Source organism: Rhizobium sp. TH135 (assembly GCF_002855515.1).
Lineage (GTDB): Bacteria > Pseudomonadota > Alphaproteobacteria > Rhizobiales > Rhizobiaceae > Allorhizobium.
Map to the genome: position 1 here is coordinate 395,952 of NZ_PKRP01000006.1, position 22,109 is coordinate 418,060.

Annotated in this window: 24 protein-coding genes; 11 read left to right on the forward strand and 13 right to left on the reverse strand. The window is 63.0% G+C overall.

Annotated features, from left to right (window positions below; genetic code table 11):
* Window positions 1-2: 2 nt before the first annotated feature.
* Together C0V73_RS19525 and C0V73_RS19530 are read left to right on the forward strand one after the other, a co-directional pair.
* Window positions 3-371, forward strand: a complete 369-nt coding sequence (locus tag C0V73_RS19525; RefSeq protein ID WP_102021654.1) for a hypothetical protein — start codon at window positions 3-5, stop codon at window positions 369-371.
* A 129-nt stretch (window positions 372-500) separates the two neighbouring features.
* Entirely contained in the window at window positions 501-905 is a 405-nt protein-coding gene (locus tag C0V73_RS19530) for a host attachment protein (protein WP_102021655.1), read from the forward strand.
* A 105-nt stretch (window positions 906-1,010) separates the two neighbouring features.
* Here the strand turns inward: C0V73_RS19530 and C0V73_RS19535 are convergent, their stop codons facing one another.
* On the reverse strand, window positions 1,011-1,718 hold the full coding sequence (locus C0V73_RS19535) for a L,D-transpeptidase (RefSeq protein WP_102021656.1): 708 nt from the start codon (window positions 1,716-1,718) through the stop codon (window positions 1,011-1,013).
* A gap of 158 nt (window positions 1,719-1,876) precedes the next feature.
* Window positions 1,877-2,704: a L,D-transpeptidase gene (locus C0V73_RS19540; RefSeq protein ID WP_102021657.1), complete on the reverse strand. Its 828-nt coding sequence runs from the start codon at window positions 2,702-2,704 to the stop codon at window positions 1,877-1,879.
* A gap of 311 nt (window positions 2,705-3,015) precedes the next feature.
* On the opposite strand from C0V73_RS19540, the gene C0V73_RS19545 reads away from it, so the two are divergent.
* Complete coding sequence (locus C0V73_RS19545; RefSeq protein WP_245408038.1) at window positions 3,016-5,226, forward strand: methyl-accepting chemotaxis protein; 2,211 nt, start codon at window positions 3,016-3,018, stop codon at window positions 5,224-5,226.
* A 71-nt stretch (window positions 5,227-5,297) separates the two neighbouring features.
* On the opposite strand, the gene C0V73_RS19550 is transcribed toward C0V73_RS19545, so the two are convergent.
* A complete protein-coding gene (locus C0V73_RS19550; RefSeq protein ID WP_245408039.1) occupies window positions 5,298-6,905 on the reverse strand; it encodes an MDR family MFS transporter in 1,608 nt (535 codons plus the stop codon).
* 121 nt (window positions 6,906-7,026) lie between these two features.
* On the opposite strand from C0V73_RS19550, the gene C0V73_RS19555 reads away from it, so the two are divergent.
* A complete protein-coding gene (locus C0V73_RS19555; protein ID WP_102021742.1) occupies window positions 7,027-7,578 on the forward strand; it encodes a MarR family winged helix-turn-helix transcriptional regulator in 552 nt (183 codons plus the stop codon).
* A gap of 147 nt (window positions 7,579-7,725) precedes the next feature.
* Here the strand turns inward: C0V73_RS19555 and C0V73_RS19560 are convergent, their stop codons facing one another.
* Window positions 7,726-7,929 carry a hypothetical protein gene (locus C0V73_RS19560; RefSeq protein WP_102021659.1) on the reverse strand — a complete coding sequence of 68 codons (204 nt, stop codon included), beginning with the start codon at window positions 7,927-7,929 and terminating at the stop codon, window positions 7,726-7,728.
* A gap of 210 nt (window positions 7,930-8,139) precedes the next feature.
* On the opposite strand from C0V73_RS19560, the gene C0V73_RS19565 reads away from it, so the two are divergent.
* Window positions 8,140-9,525 carry a TIGR03808 family TAT-translocated repetitive protein gene (locus tag C0V73_RS19565; protein ID WP_102021660.1) on the forward strand — a complete coding sequence of 462 codons (1,386 nt, stop codon included), beginning with the start codon at window positions 8,140-8,142 and terminating at the stop codon, window positions 9,523-9,525.
* Window positions 9,526-9,643: 118 nt separating this feature from the next.
* Window positions 9,644-11,482 carry an EAL domain-containing protein gene (locus C0V73_RS19570; protein ID WP_102021661.1) on the forward strand — a complete coding sequence of 613 codons (1,839 nt, stop codon included), beginning with the start codon at window positions 9,644-9,646 and terminating at the stop codon, window positions 11,480-11,482.
* Between the two features lie 54 nt (window positions 11,483-11,536).
* Here the strand turns inward: C0V73_RS19570 and C0V73_RS19575 are convergent, their stop codons facing one another.
* A complete protein-coding gene (locus tag C0V73_RS19575; RefSeq protein WP_102021662.1) occupies window positions 11,537-12,091 on the reverse strand; it encodes a DUF2087 domain-containing protein in 555 nt (184 codons plus the stop codon).
* 304 nt (window positions 12,092-12,395) lie between these two features.
* On the opposite strand from C0V73_RS19575, the gene C0V73_RS19580 reads away from it, so the two are divergent.
* On the forward strand, window positions 12,396-13,055 hold the full coding sequence (locus C0V73_RS19580) for a glutathione S-transferase family protein (RefSeq protein ID WP_102021663.1): 660 nt from the start codon (window positions 12,396-12,398) through the stop codon (window positions 13,053-13,055).
* Between the two features lie 23 nt (window positions 13,056-13,078).
* On the opposite strand, the gene C0V73_RS19585 is transcribed toward C0V73_RS19580, so the two are convergent.
* The 3 genes from C0V73_RS19585 to C0V73_RS19595 form a co-directional block, all read right to left on the reverse strand.
* Window positions 13,079-13,486: a DUF2442 domain-containing protein gene (locus tag C0V73_RS19585; protein ID WP_102021664.1), complete on the reverse strand. Its 408-nt coding sequence runs from the start codon at window positions 13,484-13,486 to the stop codon at window positions 13,079-13,081.
* Window positions 13,479-13,706 (reverse strand): DUF4160 domain-containing protein, encoded by a 228-nt coding sequence (locus C0V73_RS19590; protein ID WP_102021665.1) that lies wholly within the window; start codon window positions 13,704-13,706, stop codon window positions 13,479-13,481. The genes C0V73_RS19585 and C0V73_RS19590 overlap by 8 nt, the downstream gene beginning before the upstream one ends.
* A gap of 74 nt (window positions 13,707-13,780) precedes the next feature.
* Window positions 13,781-14,137, reverse strand: a complete 357-nt coding sequence (locus C0V73_RS19595; RefSeq protein WP_102021666.1) for a DUF4406 domain-containing protein — start codon at window positions 14,135-14,137, stop codon at window positions 13,781-13,783.
* Window positions 14,138-14,258: 121 nt separating this feature from the next.
* On the opposite strand from C0V73_RS19595, the gene C0V73_RS19600 reads away from it, so the two are divergent.
* A complete protein-coding gene (locus C0V73_RS19600) occupies window positions 14,259-15,014 on the forward strand; it encodes a DeoR/GlpR family DNA-binding transcription regulator (protein WP_102021667.1) in 756 nt (251 codons plus the stop codon).
* Between the two features lie 3 nt (window positions 15,015-15,017).
* Here C0V73_RS19600 and C0V73_RS19605 read toward each other — a convergent pair whose 3' ends face one another.
* The 3 genes from C0V73_RS19605 to C0V73_RS19615 all read right to left on the reverse strand — a co-directional run bounded on the left by C0V73_RS19605 (window position 15,018) and on the right by C0V73_RS19615 (window position 18,780).
* Entirely contained in the window at window positions 15,018-16,367 is a 1,350-nt protein-coding gene (locus tag C0V73_RS19605; protein ID WP_102021668.1) for an oligosaccharide flippase family protein, read from the reverse strand.
* The gene (locus tag C0V73_RS19610; RefSeq protein ID WP_172450235.1) at window positions 16,352-17,560 is read right to left on the reverse strand and encodes a GNAT family N-acetyltransferase; all 1,209 of its coding nucleotides are present in this window, start codon (window positions 17,558-17,560) and stop codon (window positions 16,352-16,354) included. Before C0V73_RS19610 ends, C0V73_RS19605 begins: the two co-directional genes overlap by 16 nt.
* Before the next feature lie 212 nt (window positions 17,561-17,772).
* Window positions 17,773-18,780 (reverse strand): asparaginase, encoded by a 1,008-nt coding sequence (locus tag C0V73_RS19615; protein ID WP_102021670.1) that lies wholly within the window; start codon window positions 18,778-18,780, stop codon window positions 17,773-17,775.
* A gap of 72 nt (window positions 18,781-18,852) precedes the next feature.
* Here C0V73_RS19615 and C0V73_RS19620 point away from each other — a divergent pair, with 72 nt between their 5' ends.
* Window positions 18,853-19,587, forward strand: a complete 735-nt coding sequence (locus tag C0V73_RS19620; protein ID WP_102021671.1) for a DUF3750 domain-containing protein — start codon at window positions 18,853-18,855, stop codon at window positions 19,585-19,587.
* A gap of 339 nt (window positions 19,588-19,926) precedes the next feature.
* Here C0V73_RS19620 and C0V73_RS19625 read toward each other — a convergent pair whose 3' ends face one another.
* Window positions 19,927-20,295, reverse strand: a complete 369-nt coding sequence (locus C0V73_RS19625; protein ID WP_102021672.1) for an NIPSNAP family protein — start codon at window positions 20,293-20,295, stop codon at window positions 19,927-19,929.
* Window positions 20,296-20,491: 196 nt separating this feature from the next.
* Between C0V73_RS19625 and C0V73_RS19630 the strand changes: the two genes are divergently transcribed.
* Complete coding sequence (locus C0V73_RS19630) at window positions 20,492-20,797, forward strand: hypothetical protein (protein ID WP_102021673.1); 306 nt, start codon at window positions 20,492-20,494, stop codon at window positions 20,795-20,797.
* 142 nt (window positions 20,798-20,939) lie between these two features.
* The gene (locus C0V73_RS19635; protein ID WP_102021674.1) at window positions 20,940-21,320 is read left to right on the forward strand and encodes a VOC family protein; all 381 of its coding nucleotides are present in this window, start codon (window positions 20,940-20,942) and stop codon (window positions 21,318-21,320) included.
* A gap of 16 nt (window positions 21,321-21,336) precedes the next feature.
* Here the strand turns inward: C0V73_RS19635 and C0V73_RS19640 are convergent, their stop codons facing one another.
* A complete protein-coding gene (locus C0V73_RS19640; RefSeq protein WP_102021743.1) occupies window positions 21,337-22,068 on the reverse strand; it encodes a hypothetical protein in 732 nt (243 codons plus the stop codon).
* Between the last annotated feature and the right edge of the window lie 41 nt (window positions 22,069-22,109).

Here is a 22,109-nt window from a genome sequence, read left to right on the forward strand (position 1 = left end):
GCGTGGCGGCTGTTCGGCTGGGCCTTGCCCTCGCCTTCGTTGCAACCGCTGCCGCCTCGATCGCAGTGACCGGCATACCGGCGCTGGCACAGGAGGCGGGCGTCACGGCAGAGGAGCGCTCGGACTGGCAGCGGAAAAAGTGCGATGTCTATACCAAGGCACTTGGCGAAATTCTCGATCATGTCGGTCGCGACGGTGTGTCCGAACGCTTCCTCGCCCGGAACCAGGAATTCATCGACAGCGGCTGCCTTGCCGATGTCGATGCCTGCCCTGAGACCGAGGATGATATCGAAGTCGCCAACGGGCTGACCATTGCCACGATGAATGCCGGGGCGGCGAGTTCTTTCAGCCCGTTTCGCTGTCGCGGTTGAGGCCTGACACGGGATCGGTTGACCGGGCGACGACAAGGGAACCGATGCAGCCCCAAGGGGTTGTCCTTTGGTCAACTGCGGCAGCGCCACCGATGGTGGACGCCGCGCAGAGTACCAAGGAGAATATTCATGCAAGTGCCCCAGAACACCGTCATTGCCGTCGCCGACGGCGAGAAGCTGAGCCTCTTCCAGAACGAGGGTAACGCGCTTGATATCAAGCTGAAGGCCATGCCGGCGGAAGAGATCGACAGCTCGAAGATCGCATCCGGCGCCCGCCATTCCAGCAGTGCGGCCAATCCTGACGACAGCCAGCAGGAAGAAGACGGTTTCGGCAGCGGCATCACCGACATGCTGAACCGGCAGGTGCTGGAGGGCAAGATCAAGAACTTGGTCATCATCGCCGCCCCGCGGACGCTGGGCGAGATGCGCAAGGGCTATCACAAGCAGCTGTCTGCCGTTCTGATCGGCGAACTGGACAAGGACCTGACCGGCCACTCCGTGGAGGCGATCGAGAAGGCGCTCGAAGCGGCCTGATTTCAAAGCCGAGATCCGAGATGCAGAAAGGCCCCGCCATCGCTGGCGGGGCCTCTTTTGTAAGTGACTGAATCCGATCGCGACACGACCGAGAACGGTCAGCCGTTACTGGCGGACGACGATCTTGGCCTTGTTGGGTACGCGCTCGTAGAGGTCGATGATGTCCTGGTTCATCAGGCGCACGCAGCCCGACGAGACGGCCTTGCCGATGGAATTCCATTCCGGCGAGCCGTGCAGGCGGTAGAGCGTGTCTTCGCCGTTCTGGAAGATGTAGAGCGCGCGTGCGCCGAGCGGATTGTCGAGACCGCCGGGCTTGCCGCCGTTGCGGACAGAATAGATCTCGAGTTCCGGCTGGCGGGCGATCATTTCGTCCGGCGGGGTCCATTTCGGCCACTTCTGGCGCCACTGGATGACGCCGGCGCCACCCCAGGCAAAGCCGTCGCGGCCGATGCCGACGCCATAGCGCATGGCGGTGCCGCCGCGCTCGACGAGATACAGGAAGCGGTTAGGCGTATCGACGACGACGGTGCCGGGGGCTTCGCCGGTGGGATCGATGACCTGCTGGCGATAGAAGCGTTCCGGGATCTTCCAGTAGGGAACGGCCGGGATGACGTAACCGCCGTCATAGACCTCGCCATACATGGCATCGAGTTCGGGGGTGCGACCTGCGGGGGCAGCGGGGACGACGGGGCCATCGAGGCGTACGCCCGGCGGCAAAGGACGGGAGGTGGTGCAGCTCGCAAGCAGCGAGGCAGCGCCGAGGCCTGTCAGCGACAGGAGCGATCGGCGGGTCAGGTGAGGCGTTGAAGACATGTAATTTATAAATTTCCTGTGGCAGCGCTGCGGATGAAGACGCTGGGAGGTGCGCTTTGTTCCGCGATGATGCGATGCAAACAGGAAAGCTTCCATTAAAGCAACGTTACCCCCCTTTCACGTTTTGGAGAGAGGGGCACCGTCGCAAATGAGTGTCGCTAAATGACAACAATCGGGGTGTTGTCGGGCACTCGCTCGAACAGATCGATGACGTCCTGATTGAACATGCGCACGCAACCCGAGGAGGTCGCCTTGCCGACAGACTGCCAATCCGGCGTGCCGTGGACGCGGTAGAGCGTGTCCTTGCCGTCCTGATAGATGTAGAGGGCGCGGGCACCGAGGGGATTGTTGAGGCCGGCGACGAGACCGCCGCGGGCGGCCGAGACAGGCTTGAGGTTCGGATTGTTCTCGACCATCTCATCGGTCGGGGTCCAGTGCGGCCACTTCGCCTTGCGCTGGATGACGCCCCTGCCCGACCAGGCATAGCCGTCGCGACCAAGGCCGACGCCGTAGCGGATCGCCTTGCCGTTGGCCTGGACGAGATAGAGGTAGTGCGCCTTGGTATCGACGACGATGGTGCCCGGGGCTTCCACCGTCTGGTAGCTGACCTCCTGGCGCAGCATGTCCGAGCGCACCCGATCGAGCGGGATCGGCGAGAGGGTGTGGCCTTCATCCACGACCAGGCCATAGATCGTCCGGTGCAGCGGATTGGAGACCGGTAGGCCATAGGTCTGGTGAAACTGGGTGCGGTAGAGATCGCGTTTCTGCGGCGCCGTCTGGTCGGCGGCCGGCGGCGTGCGGGCCGGATCGTACCAGACGGGAGCGACCTCATCCTGGAAGACGTCGATGTTCATACGGCTGGTATCGGTCATCAGGATGCAGCCCGACAGCGAGCCGACGAGTGCTGTGCCAAGCCCCAGCGACAGGAGGCGCTTCGACAGGAGAGAGGCCGTAGCGGCCTGACCGGAGGGCGAGAGCTTGGACATGCGGTACCTGATCATACTGACAGCGTTATCTGCATCCTGTCAGGCGCGGCTGGCGCGAAGCTTATGGCCGGGGGTGATTTGCGTGCGCCGTCAGGCTGCACGAGGAATGCAAGGCGCCCCATCGTGGGCGCCCGGATTTAGAGCATTGCCCGGATAGACTTGTCCAAAAGTTGTATTTCGCCGTCAGATGGGCGCCAATCTATCATTTTTAGTATTACAGATATTAGTGTTTCATAACTTTTTAAGGCGTCTCGATCACGATCTGTTCAGCATTTCACATCTGGCAGGGGCGAACGAACGTGCTTCACAACATGAAAATTGGCAGCAAGATCTATCTTGGCTTTGGGTCGGTGCTGGTGGTGCTCGGCGTCATCGCCGGGGCCGGCGTCTATTCGAACCTCACCAACGAGGCGTCGTTCGCCGATTACCGGGAAAGCGCGAGACAGACGAATGAAGCGGGCCGTATCCAGGCCAACATGCTGGAAGCGCGCCTCGCCTTCCGCAAGTTCCGCGCCGAACCCACGGATGAGCTGAAGCAGGATGTGACAACCCGGCTTGCGACGACGAAGGCATCGGTCGACACGATGCTGAGCTACAAGCTGACCGACGCGGCAAAGACGACCGTTTCCAGCTTCCATGGCTTCGTTGACACCTATGCGCAGGGCTTCGACAAGGTCGTGTCCCTGCAGACCCAGCGCGAAGAACTCGTCGACGGCACGCTCGACACACTCGGACCGAAGATGGCCGAGGAACTGGAGACGATCACCGAGTCTATCGCGGCCTCCGGGAACGTGGAGACAGTCGCCGCGCTCGAACGCGTGAAGTATGAAATCAGCAGCCTGCGGCTTGGAACCAACAAATTCCTGTTGAACAACAGCGATGCCGCATTCGAGAACGCCAAGACCTTTGCCGGAACGGCGCGCGAGGAAGTCGCGAAAATCAAGGCAAGCTCCACAGATGCCGCCGTGACTGCCACTCTGGACACGCTGGCAACGGAATTGGCGACATATGAGGCCGCCATCCAGTCCGTGCATGATGTGATCAAAAGCCGGAACCAGGTGATCAACGAGTCAATGAATGTCGCCGGCGACCAGCTCTCGACATCAGTCGAACAGTTGAAACTGGACCTGAAGAAGACGCAGGATACGCTGGGGCCACAGATCCAGTCGACGATGGAGACTGCGGTCGTGATCGGCAGCACGCTGGCCGCGATCGGCCTGCTCATGGCTGGTTTCATCGCCTTCTTCATCGCCCGCAGCATCACCGTCCCGGTCGGCCAGATCACCAGCGCGATGGGCTCGCTCGCCGACAACAAGCTCGACACCGTCATTCCGGGACTCGACCACAAGAGCGAAATCGGTCTGATGGCCAAGGCCGTCGACGTCTTCAAGCAGAACGCCATCAAGATCCGCGATCTGGCAGCCCAGGAAGCGGCGCTGCAGGAGAAGAATGCCGACTTGCAGTCGAATATCGCGACCGTGGTCGATGCCGCTGTCGCCGGCGACTTCACCCGCCGCATCACCAAGCAGTATGACAATCCAGACCTCGACCGCTTTGCGGCCAACGTCAACACCCTGGTCCAGTCGGTCGATACCGGCATTGCCGAGACCGGCCGCGTGATCTCGGCACTCGCCAAGGGCGATCTCACCGAAAGCATGGAAGGCCGCTACCAGGGCGTCTTTGCGAACCTGCAGACCAATGTGAACGAGACCATGACCAGCCTGCGCAACCTGATGCAACAGGTTCGCCAGTCGGCCGATGCGATCAATGGTGGTGCCGACGAGATCCGCCAGGCCTCGAACGACCTGTCGAAGCGCACCGAGACCCAGGCTGCCTCGCTGGAGGAAACCTCCTCGGCACTCGAGGAAATCACGGTCGCCGTGAAGACCTCGACCGAGCGGGCTCAGGATTCCAGCAAGATGGTGACGGAAGCCCGCCAGTTTGCCGAAGCCTCATCCGGAGTCGTCGGCGAAGCGACCTCCGCCATGAGCCGGATCGAACAGGCTTCCAAGGAAATCTCGCAGATCATCAACGTGATCGACGAAATCGCCTTCCAGACGAACCTTCTGGCGCTGAATGCCGGCGTTGAAGCAGCACGCGCCGGGGAAGCGGGCAAGGGTTTTGCGGTCGTGGCGCAGGAAGTTCGCGAACTCGCCCAGCGTTCGGCAACGGCTGCCAAGGACATCAAGACGCTGATCACCAAGTCGTCGCAGGAAGTGCAGACCGGCGTGGATCTCGTCAGCTCCACCGGCCAGGCGCTGAGCGACATCCAGGTGAAGGTGGTTGGCATTGCCAGCCAGGTGACCTCGATCGCCACGGCCGCCCAGGAACAGTCGACCGGCCTGAACGAGGTCAACATGGCCGTCAACCAGATGGACCAGATGACCCAGCAGAACGCCGCGATGGTGGAAGAAGCCGCCGCCAGCACCGCCAAGCTTGCCGAGGAAACGGCGCATCTGCGCTCGCTCGTCGCCCGCTTCAAGGTGCAGAAAGACGGCAACGCCCAGCGCTACGCGGCCTGATCGCGTCACTGTCTGGCAACGATCAGCCCCCGGTCGCCCTGCGGCCGGGGGCTTTGTCGTTTGGGCCTGCGCTATTCGTTGACAGGGGCCGGCGCTGGCTTGCCCTCGCCTTCGCGCGGCAGGCGAATGTTGGGCAGAGCCAGTGCTGCGATCAGGCCGATGACCATCACGCCTGATGCCGTGAGGAAGAGCGGCACGAAGGCGTCGGAATAGGCGTTGGCAACGAGTGCGCGGGCGGCGTCCGGCAGGGCGGCGAGGCCTTCGGGGGTGAGGTTTCGGAAATCCACGCCGCCGGGTAGCGCGATCTGCACATGGGTGAGGCGGGAGCTGACGATGGCGCCATAGATGGAGATCGCGATCGCCGCACCGCCCATGCGGGTGAGCGTGACGGTGCCGGTGGCGGCGCCCACATCGGCCCGCGACGCGGCATTCTGGACGCCGATCACGGGCACCTGCTGGCCGATGCCGACGCCGAAGCCCTGCAGCAGCATGACCAGCGCGATGAAGATCAGCGGGGTTCCGGCATGCATGAAGGAGAAGATTCCGAGGCTGATGACGCCGAGCGCTGCCGAGGCGATCGAGAAAGGCTTGTAGCGGCCGGACTTCGCAATCAGGCGGCCGGCGGCGATGGAGCCGAAGGCGATGCCGCCTGTTGTCGCGACGAAGAGCAGGCCGGCCATGGAGGGCGAGAGGCCCGTCGTCGTCTGCAGGAAGAGCGCGATGTAATTGACCGAGCCGATGCCGATGGCGCCCGAGACGATCGAGATCATCAGCAGCAGATTGATGGTGGGCTTGGAGAAGAGCGAGAGCGGCACGACGGGTTCCGGTGCGCGACGCTCGACGAGGACCCAACCGACCGCGCAGAGCGCACCGAAGGCGACGACGGCGAGGCTCTCCCAAGCAATCAGCGAACCGAAGATCTGGCCGCTATCGGCCCAGAAGACGATCGAGGCGACGGCACCGGCGAGCAGGATGGCGCCGGCATAGTCGATCTTCGGCCTACGGTTCGGTTTGCGATAGGGTAGCAGGAAGGCAAGGCCGATCAAGACGGCGATGCCGATCGGCAGGTTGACGAGGAAGATCGAGCGCCAGCCGAAAAGGTCGGACAGCGTGCCGCCGAGCACGGGGCCGAGCGCGCCCGAGGCCATCAGCACGAGGCTGGAATAGCTCTGGTAGCGGGCGCGTTCGCGTGGCTCGAAGAGATCGGCATTGATCGAGAAGATCGAGACCATGATGCCGCCGCCGCCGAGCGCCTGCAGCACGCGGGCGGCAATCAGCGTGTCCATGGAGACGGCCAGACCGCAGACCAGGGAGCCGAGCGTAAAGATCGCGATGGCGGCCATGATCACATATTTGCGGCCAAAGAGATCACCCAGCTTGCCATAAAGCGGCATGACGGCGCTGGTGGTGAGCAGATAGGCGGAGCCGACCCAGCCGAAGCGCTCGAGTTCGCCGAATTCGCCGACGATTGTCGGCAGCGCTGTCGAGACGATCTGGTTGTCGAGCGTCGCCATGAACATGGCGGACATCAGGAGGAGATAGACGAAAAGGCGGAGCCTGGGATCGGTGACCAGCGGCGTGTTGTCGAGGTTTGCCCCGCCCCTGCCATTGGATGGTGTCGGATGGGGTTCGAAACGGGGTTCTGGCCCGGAGGGGGCGGCGGTGCTGGACTTGGTCATGGATCGGGGGCTCCTGTCTGACCTCAAAATGTGCCTCTCGCAATTATATGTCAATAGCACATATTTGCTAACAGCATGCATTTTGCTTTTCCCCGAAGAGCGGCTCTGCTATGCTTCGATCATGACCTCTGCTTCGCATCCCAAGCCCGTGGCTTCCGACCACGCCCCCGAAACCGAACACGGATCGGCCGCGAGCGGCTCGCCGCTCTTTGCCATCGGCCAGGCGATGACGCGCATGCGGCTGTTGATCGGCCGGCGCTTCATCGGGCGCATGGCGTTGAAACGCATGGAGACGGGGCTTGAACTCTCCGACATCGACGCGATCGGCGTGATCAAGCGGATCGGCAGCCAGCAGGAGGTGACGGTGGGCACGATCGCCGAGCAGCTGCGGATCGACCCTTCGCGCGGGAGCCGGATCGTGGCGGATCTCGTGAAGCAGGGCCTGCTGGAGCGCGCCGCCTCGCAGGAGGACGGCCGCCGCAGCCTGGTCAGGGTGACGGCTGCGGGCCGGAAGGTGCTGGACGAGATCGAGGCCATCAAGCGCGAGACGATCACGGAGGCGACCGCCGGATGGTCGGCCGAGGACGTGGAGACCTTCGGGCGCCTCTACATGCGGTTTACCGAAGGGCTTGAGGCGCAGTTCGACCGGTTCGAACAGGACGAAAACCGGTAGCGCGCAACGACCGTCGGCTGGAATCGACCCGACCGGCACTCCCTCCCCCGAGAAAATGCCGGTCGGTCGTCATGGGACTGGTTCTTCACCACCCTTCCCGCTCCGCCAGGACAGGAAGGGCTTGCGTCCCACGCCGAAGGGAATGGTTCAGACGGGCTTCGGACCTTGAAGGGCGTTGTAGATTTTCTTGCCCAGTACGGCGGCGATCGGAATGGAGATCACGAGACCAGCCGCGAATGCCGCTGCGATCTGCCAGCCCTCGCGCATGTCGAGCGACAGGACCGCGACCACCGCCGCACCCGCCACGGCGCTGGCGACGAGGATGTAGAGGACTGCGGTCAGACGAAGCATGATCAGTCTCCTTGGTGTTCATGTCTTTCGATGATCACCATAAGCGGCCTGCCGGGGTTTTCCTTGATCTGGCTCAAGTCCTTGGCGCCTGAGGCTTAGACCAAAGGCGAAGTGGCTCATGTCCGGCGTTAACACTGTTTTAAGCCTTTTGTTGCCGGTCCAGTCCGCTTCGGCCAAGGTCGCGCATCGGATTCTGCCAGGAACGACAGGATGATTTCTCGACGCTCGGTGATTGCCGGACTGGGCGGGCTGCTCGCCACTGCGGGGTTGCCCATGGGTCTCCGCACGCCGCGCGCCCAGACGCTTGCCATGGCGGAGTTGCGCGGCGGGTTCGACGCCGCCGAGGCCGGTATCCTGCCGGGGACGGAGGACGACCAAAGCCGCAAGCTGCAGGACCTGATCGATCGGGCAGCCGCCGTGGGGCAACCGGTCTTCCTGCCGGCCGGGACCTATGAGGTGGCCAATCTGGAGCTGCGCGACGGCAGCCGGCTGACCGGCGTTCCGGGGCTGACGCGGCTCGTCTATCGTGGTGACGGACATCTGATCGCGGCCCAGGACATCCGGCGGGTCAGCCTTTCCGGCATCACCTTCGATGGCGCGAACCGCTGGCTGGCCGACTACACCGAGGGGCTTCTCGCCTTCCGCAGCGTCGACGAGGTCTCGATCGACGCCTGCGAGATCGTTGGCAGCCGCAAATGCGGGATCTATCTCGCGCGCTCCGGCGGGCGGGTCGAGGGCTCGCGCATCTCCGGTGCTGCCGAGGCCGGGGTATGGGCGATCGAGGGCCGCGCCTTCACCATCCGCGACAATGAGGTCTTCGACTGCGGCAATGGCGGGATCCTGGTTCATCGCTGGACGAAGGGCGAGGACGGCACCGTCATCTCGGGCAACCGAGTGGCGCGGATCGCAGCCACCAATGGCGGCACCGGGCAATATGGCAATGGCATCAATATCTTCCGGGCCGACAATGTGCTGGTGTCCGGCAACCACGTCTCCGACTGCGCCTTCTCGGCGATCCGCGCGAATTCGGCCTCCAACATCACGATCAGCGGCAACCAGGCCTTCCGCTCGGGCGAGACGGCGATCTATGCCGAATTTGAATTCGAGGGTGCGCTGATCGAGGGCAATGTCATCGATGGGGCGGCTATCGGCATCTCGGTCGCCAATTTCGACCATGGCGGGCGGCTCTCGACGGTGAGCGGCAATATCGTGCGCGGCATCGCAGACAAGGGGCCTTACGAGCCGACGGTCAGCGGCTTCGGCTTCGGCATCTCGGTCGAGGCCGACACGCTGGTGACCGGCAATCTGGTGGATGGGGCCGAGACGGCAGCGCTCGCGATCGGCTGGGGGCCCTATTTGCGCAATGTCATCGTCAGCGACAACATACTGCGCGGTAGCCCGGAAGGCATGCGGATCAGCGTGGTGGAAGGTGCCGGCGAGACCGTGATCCGCAACAATATCGTCGATGGCGCATCTGAAGGCGCTGTGGTCGGATATCGTTGGAATGACCGGGTCGGTGGGCCGATCGCCGATGGCGAGACCGGATTTCCGCACCTCACACTCTCTGGCAATCGGGCGGGTGGTGGCGGACCGTAACGGTCCGGACTGCAAGCGTTAAGAATTCGGAAACCAACATGAGACCTTCCGAATTGTCGTAATTTCTGTTTAAGGCCGATCTGATCTACTCTGCGATAACCAACTTATTGCGGGTCCCATGCTTCTACCCTTGCAGAACACCATTCTGGAGAAGATCGCGACTGGACAGTCGCTGGCGGAGACCGTCGATTACCTTTGTCGGGAAGTGGAGACCATGACGGACGATATCGTCTGCTCCGTCCTGCTGCTCGACGAGGAGCAGCGCCTGCGCCACCTCGCTGGCCCTTCCCTTCCGCTGGAATACACATCCGCAATCGACGGCATCGCGATCGGCCATGGTGTTGGCTCCTGCGGCACGGCTGCCTTTCACGGGGAACCTGTGCTGGTCGAAAACATCGATACCCATGAATACTGGCAGCCTTACAAGCAGCTTGCCCTGCCGCTGGGGCTGAAGGCCTGCTGGTCGACGCCGATCATCGGATCTGGAAAAGTGCTCGGCACCTTCGCCTTCTATTATCGCAACATTCGTGGGCCATCTGACCCCGAACGGCAGATCGTCAATGCCTGCGTGCATCTCTGCGCCATTGCCATGGAACGCGACCAGCGCATGGCGGAGCGCCGACGCATGGCGGATACCGACGGCTTGACCGGGCTGCCGAACCGCAGCCGGTTCAACGAGGTCATATCCGAGGTCTCGCGGCGAGACGGCGACTGGGCCCTGATGCTGGTCGATCTCGACAATCTGAAGATGGTCAACGACACGTTCGGCCATGGCGCCGGAGACGATCTGATCCGGATTGTCGCCGAGCGCATGAAGCAGGAATGCGCACCGGGCATGACCTTCCGCCTCGGCGGTGACGAATTTGCCGTGATCGTGCCCTGTCTTGTAACAACCGATCCGGCGGAACTTGCCGAAAAGCTTATCTACCGGATCAAGGAGCCTGCCGATTGCGCCGGGCACCTCATCTACCCCGCGGCGACCCTGGGCGGTGCCCGAGCCGGATTGGAGCGAAGCCCGCAGCAGGTGCGCCAGAACGCCGACTATGCCCTCTACCATGCCAAGGAACGGGCGCGTGGGCGCTATCTCGAATATCAGCCGGGTCTTAACTCCTCGATCGTCAAGCGTTTCCGCTCGGTCCAGGAGGTCGACCAGGCCCTTCGCAACGACCGGATCGACGCGCATTACCAACCGATCATCGAGCTCGCCACCGGGCGGATCATGGGCTTCGAAACGCTCTGCCGGATGCGGATGCCCGACGGGCGCGTGATCGAGGCCGCGCATTTTCACGAAGCGATGAAGGACGCCCATGTGGCGATCGAGATCACCGATCGCATGCTGGAGCGCATTGCTTCAGCGGCCAGCGACTGGACGCGCGAAGGGCTTTTGTTCTCGCGCGTAGGCCTGAATTTGAGTGCGGCCGACTTTCACCGGGGCGGGTTGACGCGCCGCATCGTCGACGCCTTTGAGCGTGTCGGACTTGCCCCGGGTACGGTCGTGGCGGAGGTGACGGAATCCGTCTATCTCGCCCAGAAGGACAATGTGATTGCCGACGAGATCCATGCGCTGCGCGAAGCCGGGATCAAGGTCGCGCTCGACGATTTCGGCACCGGCTTTGCCTCGCTCACACATCTTCTCACCGTCCCCGTCGATATCATCAAGATAGACAAGTGCTTCGTGCGGCGTCTGGCCGATGCCGGCAGCGGCAGCGTGATCACCAAGGGTCTGCTCGACATCGCCCGGGGCCTCGGGATCTGGGTCGTGGCTGAGGGCATCGAGGAAGAAGCCCAGGCCGAGCAACTGGTGTCGCTCGACTGCAAGGCCGGCCAGGGCTATTTCTTTGCCCGTCCTGTCGATCGCGACAGCGTGCGCGAGATGCTTGAAGTCAGCAACTACCACGCAGACTGGATGCGGATCCTGCGTGAGCGCCAGCACCTGGCGCTCGACAAGGCAAGCTGAGGCGCGGCAGCTTAATACCGCCGCGCTCCCATCACATTCTCCCCTAACCCCTGATCAGACCGCAGTCCGTGCACTCGTGACCAGGCGGATCAGCGCGCGCGCTTCGGGCGGTGGGCGCTTCTCCATGCGGCGATAGACACGGCAATCGGGTGTGCGGGTGAGCAGCCCCATATTCACCAGTTCGCGGCGGATCAGGACATGATCGCCGAAGCCGTTATGGCGCATCAGAACCGCGTTCACGGCCTTTTCCGGAAGTTCCTCTCCGGCCGGCAGGAAGGACCAGAGCACCCAGAGCGCCAGTTGCTGCTGATTGAGCTTGCCCGGCCAGCGGACGAGGCAATCCGTGCCGGCAAAGCAGCGGGCGGTGAGCTCGACGCGACGGAAGTCTGCGGCAGGTTCTGCTTCGACCACGGGCGGATTGGCGAGGCGCTCTTCAGCCGCGTGGCTTGCCTTGAAATGCTGGTAGTTGCGGAAGCCGACGGCGCGGGTCAGTATGTTCAAGAGCTCGACATGGCCGGGCAGATCGGCCCGGGCTTCGAGTTCGCGCTTCAGGTTCTTGGCCAGCGCCGACAGATCGGGCGCGGCATAGGCATGGGTCATCCTCGACATCGTATGTCTCCTGGTCGTGCCCGGCTGCCTCAAGCAGCCAACATGGCCGGTGGTCACCGACTTCCGACGGGGCACGGGAAAAACGAGCCGACATCGACAAGATAATAGCAGGTTTAGCTCCCCTTATCGGGGCGGTGACGCCTGGGTGGACTGCAGACCCTGGAAGCTCAGAGATAAGCGCGGCAGGCCGATCATGTCAATTACGCCGTCGATCAGGAAATTTCATCGGTCGCATCAGCGCAACCGGCTTTCCCGGAGACCTTACGCGGGATAGCCTCCGCGGCAACACTCACGGGGGTTCCACATGTTGAAGATCTACGGCGTCTACAAATCGCGCGCGACACGCATTCTCTGGTTGCTGGAGGAGCTCGGCGTTCCATTCGAGCTCGTACCGGTGCTGCAGGCCTACAAGCTCAAGGACCCGATGGCGCCGGACGCACGGCTCAACACGCGCTCGGCCGAATTCCTCAATATCAACCCAATGGGCAGCATTCCGACGATCGAAGATGACGGGCTGGTCTTGAACGAGTCCCTCGCCCAGACGCTTTATGTGGCGCGCAAGCATGGCGGGCCGATCGGACCGCGCGATCTCATCGAAGAGGCGCAGATGCTGCAATGGTCGCTGTTTGCCGCGACCTCGATCGAAACGGAAGCGCTGAAGATCTCCATGGCCAACACTGAGGGGCGTCTTGGCACGGAGGCCGGCGATCTGGAAGCCAAGGCCGTCGCCCGCATTCTCGCCCGGCCCTTCGGCGTGCTGGAGAAGCATTTTGCCGCCAACGACTATGCCGTCGGCGGCCGCTTCACCGTGGCCGACATCAACCTGGCCGAGATCGTTCGTTATGCGCAGGCCTACCAGCCTCTGTTCGACGCCCATCCAAAGACGGCGGCCTGGCTCGCCCATGTGCAGGCCCGCCCGGGCTTCAAGGCGATGTGGGAAAAGCGGCTGGCCGAGGTGGAGTGAGGGGGCGAAAGCTCCCTGACCGCTCAACCGACAGTTTTCCTCGGCCGTCCGCCTTTGGCGCCATTGGCGCGACTGGCGGCGACCTTGGCCGGGGAGCGTGACTGTCCGCCCCGGCGCTGGGCCTCAAGAAAGGCGCGGGACCCGAAGATGCCGGCCATCAGGCCCTGGATGGTATAATCGGCATCGAGCGTTTCCCAATGCAGGCCCGTTTCGCCCAGCAATTCAACTTCAGCAAGTTCATCGGAAGTGGCATGTTCGAGGCCTTCGAGAGCCCGGGCTGGGACCAGGAATGTCGCGCCATTGGCGAAATCGACGACGATCCGCTCGGTTTCGCGATCGAAGCGCACACCAACCGGAATCGGTCGCCCTGCCCGCTCCTCTGCCCAGCGGGCCTTGGCGCTCTGCAATTCGGCGTCGGTGATCTCAACCATGATACTGCCTCCACGTTGCCAGAAAGAGCGCTTGCTGTGTCTTGATCTCCTCGACGGCCTTGCGAACGACCCGATCCGAAAGGCCGCCTTGCGTCATGACCCTCAATGTCACGATGTCTATCCGGGCTTCGCCATCGCCATAGACGTGGACATGCGGTGGCTCGTGATCCGCTGTGTAGATCACGAAGCGCATGCCATGCTTGCGAAGTACGGTGACCATGCAAAACAGTAACCCATGAAGTTGGGTTTTTCAAGCAGTGCCCGCGTTAGCCCCTGCCCCCTGCCCCCCGCCCCTCAGCCGCAGCCGGGGACGTCCTTGAGGCTGTACCAGACCGGGATGCCGCGTTCGGTGGCGATGCGGACATCGTTGTCGGCGCCCTTGGAAGCGCCGGGCAGGCGCAGGACGCCCTCGCAGAGTTGCAGTAACCGGCCGGCGACCGGGTGGAAGATGTCCTCGTAGAGATCGTCGCCGACCGTCTTGCCACCGGCTGCATGCCAGATCGGCAGCGCCACCCATTCACCGATCATCGGAACATGGCCTGCCTTGAACAGGGCGTGTGAGGGCGCTTCCAGGACTTTCAGGTTCGTGGCCATCTTTTCAGGATCGTCTCCTGTGCCCGAACGATAAGGACCGGCAATCAAAATCAGCATGTCATTCTCCTTGAAAGTGTTCCGCCTCATGCGGGAACATGCCCATATCCGCACGATTCTTCTGGATTGTCGAATCCATCTCGCTATTATTAGGCAATATCGTGAACATTCGGGCAGAAACATGCTGACAGAACAGAGACGCCGGCAGATCCTTAATGTGCTGAAGCGCGACGGGCGGGCGGTGGCGGGCGAGCTTGCGCGGCTGTGGAACGTGTCGGAGGACACGATCCGGCGGGACATGCGCGACATGGCTTCGGCGGGTCTGCTGAAGCGCGTGCATGGTGGTGCACTGCCGGTTGCGGCGCCCCTGCCCGAGCTTTCCGTGCGGCGCGGGCTTGCGACCGAGGAAAAGCAGCGGCTGGCGGCGGCAGCGGTGCGGTTGATCGCCCCGGGACAGGTGGTGTTCTTCGACGGCGGCACGACGACGGCGGAGATCGTGCGGCAGATCCCCCGGGATATGGCGCTGACCGTGATCACCCATGCGCCGACGATCGCCGCCGAACTGGAATGCCATGGTGACGTGGAGGTCATCCTGGTCGGCGGGCGGATCTACAAGCATTCGATGGTGGCTGTAGGCCCGACCGCGCTTGCGGCGATCGACAGGTTGCGGCCGGATGTCTTCTTTCTTGGTGCGACGGCGGTGCATCCCATGGAAGGCCTGACGACGGGCGACTTCGAGGAGGCAGCGATCAAGCGGAGGCTCCTGGAGCGGAGCCTTGCGACCTATTGCCCGGTGACGCTGGACAAGCTCGACAGTGTCTCGCCCTTCGGCATCGCATCGCTCTCCGAGCTGACGGGACTGATCGTGGCCTCGGAGACGGCCCCTGAAGTGCTTGACGGCTACAGGGCGGCCGGTGCTGCGCTGATCCTCGCCTGAACGTCAGCCCGCGTCTGCGACCCGCGTGAACGGCCGGACCAGCACCCAATAGCCGGTCTGGCGATGGACCAGGAAGGTCACAACGACGAGACGCATCAGTTGCACGAGCACCATGGCGGCAGCGGCACCGTTGATGCCCCAGAGGGGCACGAAGAGAAGCATCAGCAAAATGCAGGTGGCGACCGAGATCGAGACGATCAGGAGGCTCAGGCGATAGCGGCCTTGCACCACGAGGAGTTCTGCCGCCTGGCCGGTTGCGCCGCGGATGACATAGGCAAGGCCGAGCAGGGCAAGGCACGGATAGGCGGCGACGAAGGCCGGACCGAAGAGGTGGAGCAAGGGATAGCCGGCGACCAGCGTGAGGGCGACGGAGGGGATGGTCAGCCAGAAGGTGGCGTTGGTGGAGCGCGTGATGCGGCCCTGCAGCCCTGCCCTGTCGGCGGAGGCGAGCGACAGCGAAAAGCCGCGGGCGGCAACCAGCATGAAGCCATATTGCACGAAGGCTGCGAGCGAGAGCGAGCGCTGGGCGGCGAAATAGAGCGAGGCCTGTTCCGGGGCGACGAGGAAGCCGAGGATCAGCACATCGATCCAGACAAAGAGCTCTTCCGCCGTCATTGCCGGCATCATCAGGACAGAGGCGAGAAGCCAGAAGCGGCGGCGCTCACGGTTGGTGGTCGGTCGCGCTCGTTTCGGCAGGCGGGCGCGCAGGAGAAGTGCCTGGACGAGCAGGACGATGATGGAGGCGAAGACGACGATGGCGAGAACCGTCACGGCATCGAGGTGGCAGCCTGCCGTGTTTGCCAGACCGACGCCGAGCATGATCAGCGCCGGGCGCAGGATGTAACCAGGGACGGTTGAGAGCGCATACCAGCCGAAGCCGCGAGCAATACCGGTCAGATAGGTTTCGAGCGAGAGAATGGGAAAGCCGAGGGCCAGAACTCCGAGCGGCAGGAGGAAGGCCGGATCGATAAGACCCGGCAGGACGAAGAGGAAGGTGAGTGCTGCTGCCGCGAGCAGGCCGGAGCCTGCGATGACGGCGCGAAAGCCGGTCGCAAGATAGCCGGCGAGATGGTCATGGCTCTCGCGCCTGCCATAGCGGGGAATGAAGCGGGCAGCGGAATCGTAAAAGCCGAGCACGCCGATCTGACCGACGACACTGACCCAGGTCCAGAGAATGACATAGATGCCGTAGTCCTCGAGCGCCATCAGGCGGGCCAGCAGGATCTGCAGACCAAGGCCGACAAAGGCTGCTGCAATGCGCACGGAGATGCTGACAAGGGCGCCGCGAAGGCCGGGATCGCTGAGGAGATCAAGGGCCTTGCGCCGCAGCTTGCCAATCATGGCATGCAGCACAGCACGAGGCTCATCGTGCCGCCGCTGCGGCCCGCAAGCCGCTGAAGTGCATCGGCAATGCCCCGAACCCTCGTTCTCCAGGCCGGACCAATGCCCTGATAAAACGCGCGAAGCCGCGGACGCAGGCCCGCCTTCCAGTGTCGGCAATAGAGCTGGCCGAGACTGGTCAGCGGAATGTAGCAGGCGGTGAGCGGCTCGGTGGTGTTGGTCCAGCTCGACTTGTAGGTGGAGGGATCATTGAGGAAATCGAAGCGGCGGATGCCGGTCTCAATGGCCCAGCGCTGGGCGTTTTCCATCTGCACCTTGCCGGGCGAGTATTTCTGATAGGCAAGGTCGATGGCGCCGAGGAAGCAGTAGTAGTCCTCATGGAAGCGCATGCCGAGTTCCATGGCGATCGGGACACCGTCGAGCGTCAGGGCATGCAGATAGACGCGCCCGTGATCCGCTACCTCTACCGCGCCCAAGTTTCGCAGGAAGGCGGCAAAGCGTGGATCGAAGAGATCGCGGCCCAGGCGGCCGGTGCCTTTCAGCCAGTCCTGCTTCATGGCGATGCAGCGGTCGATGTTTTCGGCGAAACCTTCACTGCCCGGCGACCAGATGCGATAATCGAGAGCGCCCAGCTTCTCCAGTTTGTTGCGGCGGCTGTTGCGCTGCAGGCGCTGCTTCTTGGGCAAGGCGCGGTGGTAGCTTTCCCAGTCTGCCATGCCGGACAGGTCAAGGATCGAGGACTGCTGCATCAGGTCTGGCGCATATCCCTCGCCTTCCAACATCTGCGCCAAAAGCGCGGATTGCGGCACATGATCGAGGCAGACTGCGTCTGGTCCGCCGCCATTCCGGATCTCGTCGAAGACCATGCGGCCAAGGGTCGGATTGAAGCGGGCGGGATCATAAAGAAGGGTGGTATACTGGTTCATCGGTGCCGTCAGCGGCACCAGAGCGGTGATGGCGGGGCTTACGCGGCGCGTCATCAGCGGCCAGATCATCAGGCATTCGGCGCCATCCCAGAGGACATAGACCCTCGGGCTAGCGCCGGAACCTGGCCCATCCGAAAGGAATGTTCTGGCCCAGTTCAGGCACCAGTCGGCGCTCTGGAAGTAGGTGAAGGGTTCCGCGCAGCGCCTTTCCAGGTCACGCCAGGTTTCCTCGAGATCAGCGAGTTGGCCAAGGTTTTCGCGGCATTCCAGTTCGAGCATGCGCCCCTCGAACGCAATGCGCCCGATGGAAGAACAGACATCAGTTTCGCCTTGGGGCCTTTGTCGGCCTCTGGTCGAAGCATCCATGGTGATCGGGCTCGTCGGTTGCGCGCGATGGGTCGAGGCGGCAGTCTATCCGCCAAGGGTTAAACCTCCCTTGAGGCAGAGACCTCTCCCCTTCAACCGACGGGGCAGCGGCGGCGACCTGGAGATCAGGACAAGAGCACGTCCGTCACCCTGATCGTGCCGACATGCAATCCGTTCCAGTTGGTCATGCCATGGCGGGAAAGCCCAAGCAGGGCGGATTTTTCTGCGCTGCCGTCCTCGAAATGACGGGCAAGCAGGGCCGCGATCATGGCTTCCGCGGCGCGGGTCGCGCCATCCTCGGCCTTGACGGCGAAGGACAGGCCCTTGTCCTGCAGGAGCGCGCAGAAGACACCTTCCGCGCCGGTCTTGGCGAAGATCTTGCCGGGTGCGACTTCCATCAGCTTCGTGCAGAAACGCTTGGTGCCGGCGACATAGAAGGGTTCGGCCATGCACGCATTGATCAGCCTGCGGGCGGCAGCGGCGCGGATGGGCTCGAGCCCCTTGCCCGTTGCGAGCTTGCCGAAGCCGCGGGCAAGGCCAGACAGCGGCACGGCATAGGTCGGGATCGAGCAGCCATCGGTGCCGCAATTGTCGCGCGAGAGGACAGCGCCGGTGAGGTCCGCCATGATGGCTCGGATCGCCTGCTGCAGCGGATGATCGAAGCCGGCATAGCCGCGCGGATCTTCCCCGGTGTGGCAGCAGGTGCAGATGAAGCCGGAATGTTTGCCGGAGCAATTGTTGTGGAGGGCCGACGGCTTTTCCAGTGTGCGGGCCTGGTCGATCAGCACGGACTGGTGCGACGACCAGTGGGCGCCGCATTCGAGCACGCTTTCATCCCTTCCGGCAGCCTTCAGCATGGCGGCAGCCGTTGCGACATGCTCCGGCTCGCCGGAATGGGAGGCGCAGGAGAGTGCGAGTTCGCGATTGCCGAAGCCATAGGCGTCAGCCGCGCCGCTTTCGACGAGCGGCAAGGCCTGCATGGCCTTGCAAGCCGAGCGCGGGAAAACGCCGGCATCGACATCCCCGGCGGAAAAGACGGTTTTGCCCTCGGCATCCACCACGATCGCCAGACCCCTATGGCGGCTCTCGACGAGTTGACCGCGCGTGACTTCAACCGTGATCGGATTTTCCATGCTCTGCCTCAAAATGCCAATATTCTCGGAGACTTGTTAAAGCATGCATCGCCATCGCGTTCGAGGTCCGGATTGAAATTTCTGCTGCGTATCGTCTCCGTCATCCTGCTGGTCTTCGTGCTTCCGACCCTGGTGTCCGCCGGGCTCTGGGCGACACGGGACCATCCGGACGGCTGGAGTTCAGCGAAATGGGGCTCGTCGGGCCTTTTGCCATCGGCTGAGGAGAGCCCGGAGGCAGCGATCTACATATTCTCGGCGATGACCGGCGGCCTGAAGGGCGCGATCGCCAGCCATGCCTGGATTGTCACCAAGGAAGAGAATGGCGCCTATCAGCGCTATGACAAGGTGGGATGGGGTTCGCCGATCCGCCGTAACCACCGGGCACCCGATGCCTTCTGGTATTCCAACCCGCCGCGACTGGTGGCGGAGGTGAAGGGCGAAGAGGCCAAGCGGCTGATCCCGATGGTGGAAGCGGCGATCGCCGGATACCAGTATGGCCAGCCGGGCGGCTACCGGATCTATCCGGGCCCGAACTCGAACACCTTCGTCGCGCATGTGCTGCGCGAGGTGCCGGAACTCGGCGCCGTGCTGCCGGCGGATGCCGTCGGTCGCGACTATCTGGCGGGTGGAGCCTTCTATCACCTCGACAAGGATGGCCGCGACCTGCATTTGAGCCTCGGCGGCTTTGCCGGGCTGTCCGTGGGTGTGCGCAGCGGGCTGGAGGTGAATTTCCTCGGGCTGGTGGCCGGCGTGGATTTCGCCCGGCCGGGCATCAAGGTGCCGGGCTTCGGCACGATCGGGCTTTGATCGCCCTGCCCTCGAAACAAACCCCATGAATCAAAAGAGCCACCCGCGAGGGTGGCTCCCATGAGTTTAGTCCTTTGTCTGGACCCGGACGGGAAACCGTCCGAAGGAAGGCTGGATCAGGCCGAGGGCTGCCCCGTCAAAACCACACCCTTACCAAAGTCACACACGCAGACCGAAATCTCATTAGACATTGGATCACCTTCCTTTCGTTACGTTGCCGATGATCAGAAGGTAGGGTGGTCGAGGGGATTCGACAAGGCACGTTGTGTGACGATTTGTTGGGATAATTGTGTTGCGTTGCGGCAGGTTTCGTTCACAATTCGCGCGCTGCTTCGGAGCTCAGTCCGCTCTCGCTAGAGGCGTCAGAAAAACGCGCTCATAGCTGCGAAACGGCGGATCTTCACCGAACCGAGCATTCGCGGCCACGCCATCCGGATCTTTTGCCACCTGCTCCCGATAGCGCGCATAGGCTTCTTCATCCGCGAAGGTGAACAGCGCGATCGCAACGTCACTCGCCCCCTCGCTTCCCAAGCCTACAAAGCTCACCTTGGCATCCTGCGGCTTTTCTCGCGGCATGAAATAGCCATGGTGCGTGCCGCCATGACGTTCGATCAGTTTGATCCAGATGCGGGCATAAGCCTCGAATTCCGAGATGCGTTCCGGATGGAGGTGATAGCGAACTTCACATGTGACAGGGCTTTTGGGCATGAAGATCTTCCTTGTCGCGGTGCGGGTTCGTTCAGGGCCTCAGGAGGCCTGCGATATCCTATGGCATGAAACGGACTTGAAAACAGACCGTGTGGAAACCCGCAGCCAAGTGGTCAGCACTGGTCAGATCGCCAATTCATATTGACCGTCCCCGCTCCGGCGGTGACACTCCTCTCTGCAATGGGAGGAGTACATCATGGAAGAACCGATCCGCTGGCGGAACATGCTGAGCGCGCCGAGGGACGGCAGCCGCATTCTGGTGACCATCCGCGCGTCCGAACAGGGGCCGGGCGCCGTCGATCTCGTCTACTGGTCCAAGGGCGACCGCTTCGGCGCCGATGGCTGGCGGTCGTCGGATTCGACGCCGGGGCTGATCATCGCCTATGCGGAGCCGGAGCTAAAATGCTGGATGCCGCTGCCCGGGGTCAATATGGAAGCGATGGCCCGCCCGCCAGCTTGGGAGGGTGAGGACGAGAAGGAGCTGGATGGCTCGGGGATCTGAGAGAGCCCACCATCATCGGGCATTCCCGGCGAAGCGAAACCACCGGAGTTCAGGCAGGGCCATGTGTCCGGAACACGTAACGGAGACGGCTGTTATCGGCAGACCGAACCATTTTTGAATATCCGCAATTCTGGAGATAGGCATGTTCACCCACATCATGATCGGCAGCAACGACCTGCAGCGCTCGAAGCGCTTCTATGACGCCACCTTCGTGGCCTTGGGCGGAAAGCCCGGCGAGACGGACGCGCGGGGCAGGCTGATTTATCTTCACAACGGCAGCCGCCTGATGGTCACTGCACCGATCGACGGCAAGCCGGCAACTTCGGCCAATGGCGGGACGATCGGCATTCTGGCTGCGAGTGCAGATCAGGTGCGCGCCTGGCATTCCGAAGGCGTCGCGCATGGCGGCACTTCGATCGAGACCCCGCCGTCGGAGCGGCCGGACGGATCGTTCGTCGCCTATATGCGTGACCCTGACGGCAACAAGCTGACGGTACGCTCGCTACCAGGGGCCACGAAATGAGCGACGGCACCCAAGCCTAATCCGCCTGCTTTGCCGTCGTGACCGGTGCGGTGATCAGCTTGAATTCCACCATCTCCTGCGGCGTCAGGTAATAGAGCCGATCCGGGGGTGTTTCGAGCGCGTGGATCCAGAGACCGTCGCCGATGCCCATCTCGTCGAGATGCCGGGCGATGCGGGCGGTGGTGCGCTGGGCTTCCGACATGGCCTGTTCCGGCGAAGGGCGCTCCTCGCCGGCATTGAAGACCTGGTGCACGCCGAGGATGGCGTTCTCCTCTGCCTCGCGCGCGACGCCGCCGGCAAAGATCAGCGGGCAGGATGAGGCGCAAAGCGCCTTGGTCGCCACTCTCGTATCAAGACCTTTTTCGCGGATCAGCCGGGACATGGCGAGTGCATCTTCGACAGAGCCGCCCGGCGAATTCAACAATACGGCCTTCACATATTCGCCGCGTGCGCCGATCTCTTCGGCAAAGCGGTCGGCAGAACCGAGATCGATTGCGCCTTCCGCCTTGAGCAGGCCACCGGGCAGCAGCTCGAAGCGCATCGGCTGGCGCAGGATTTCCCGCGACGTTTCCGGCTCGACCGGAGGCGCTTGCGGCACACCATCCGTCAGGGCCGGCGGAAGCACCGGCGCGTCGGTCGTCATCGGATCATGGCCCGGCAGGGCTGCATTTGCGAGGCTCATTTCGCGCAGATCGACGAACAGGAAGGCGCCTGCCGCCGCCAGAAGGCCGAAGAATGCGCCGCGCATCAGGAGCCCGTCATCGGCCCTGAGAAAGGCTGCCTTCAAAC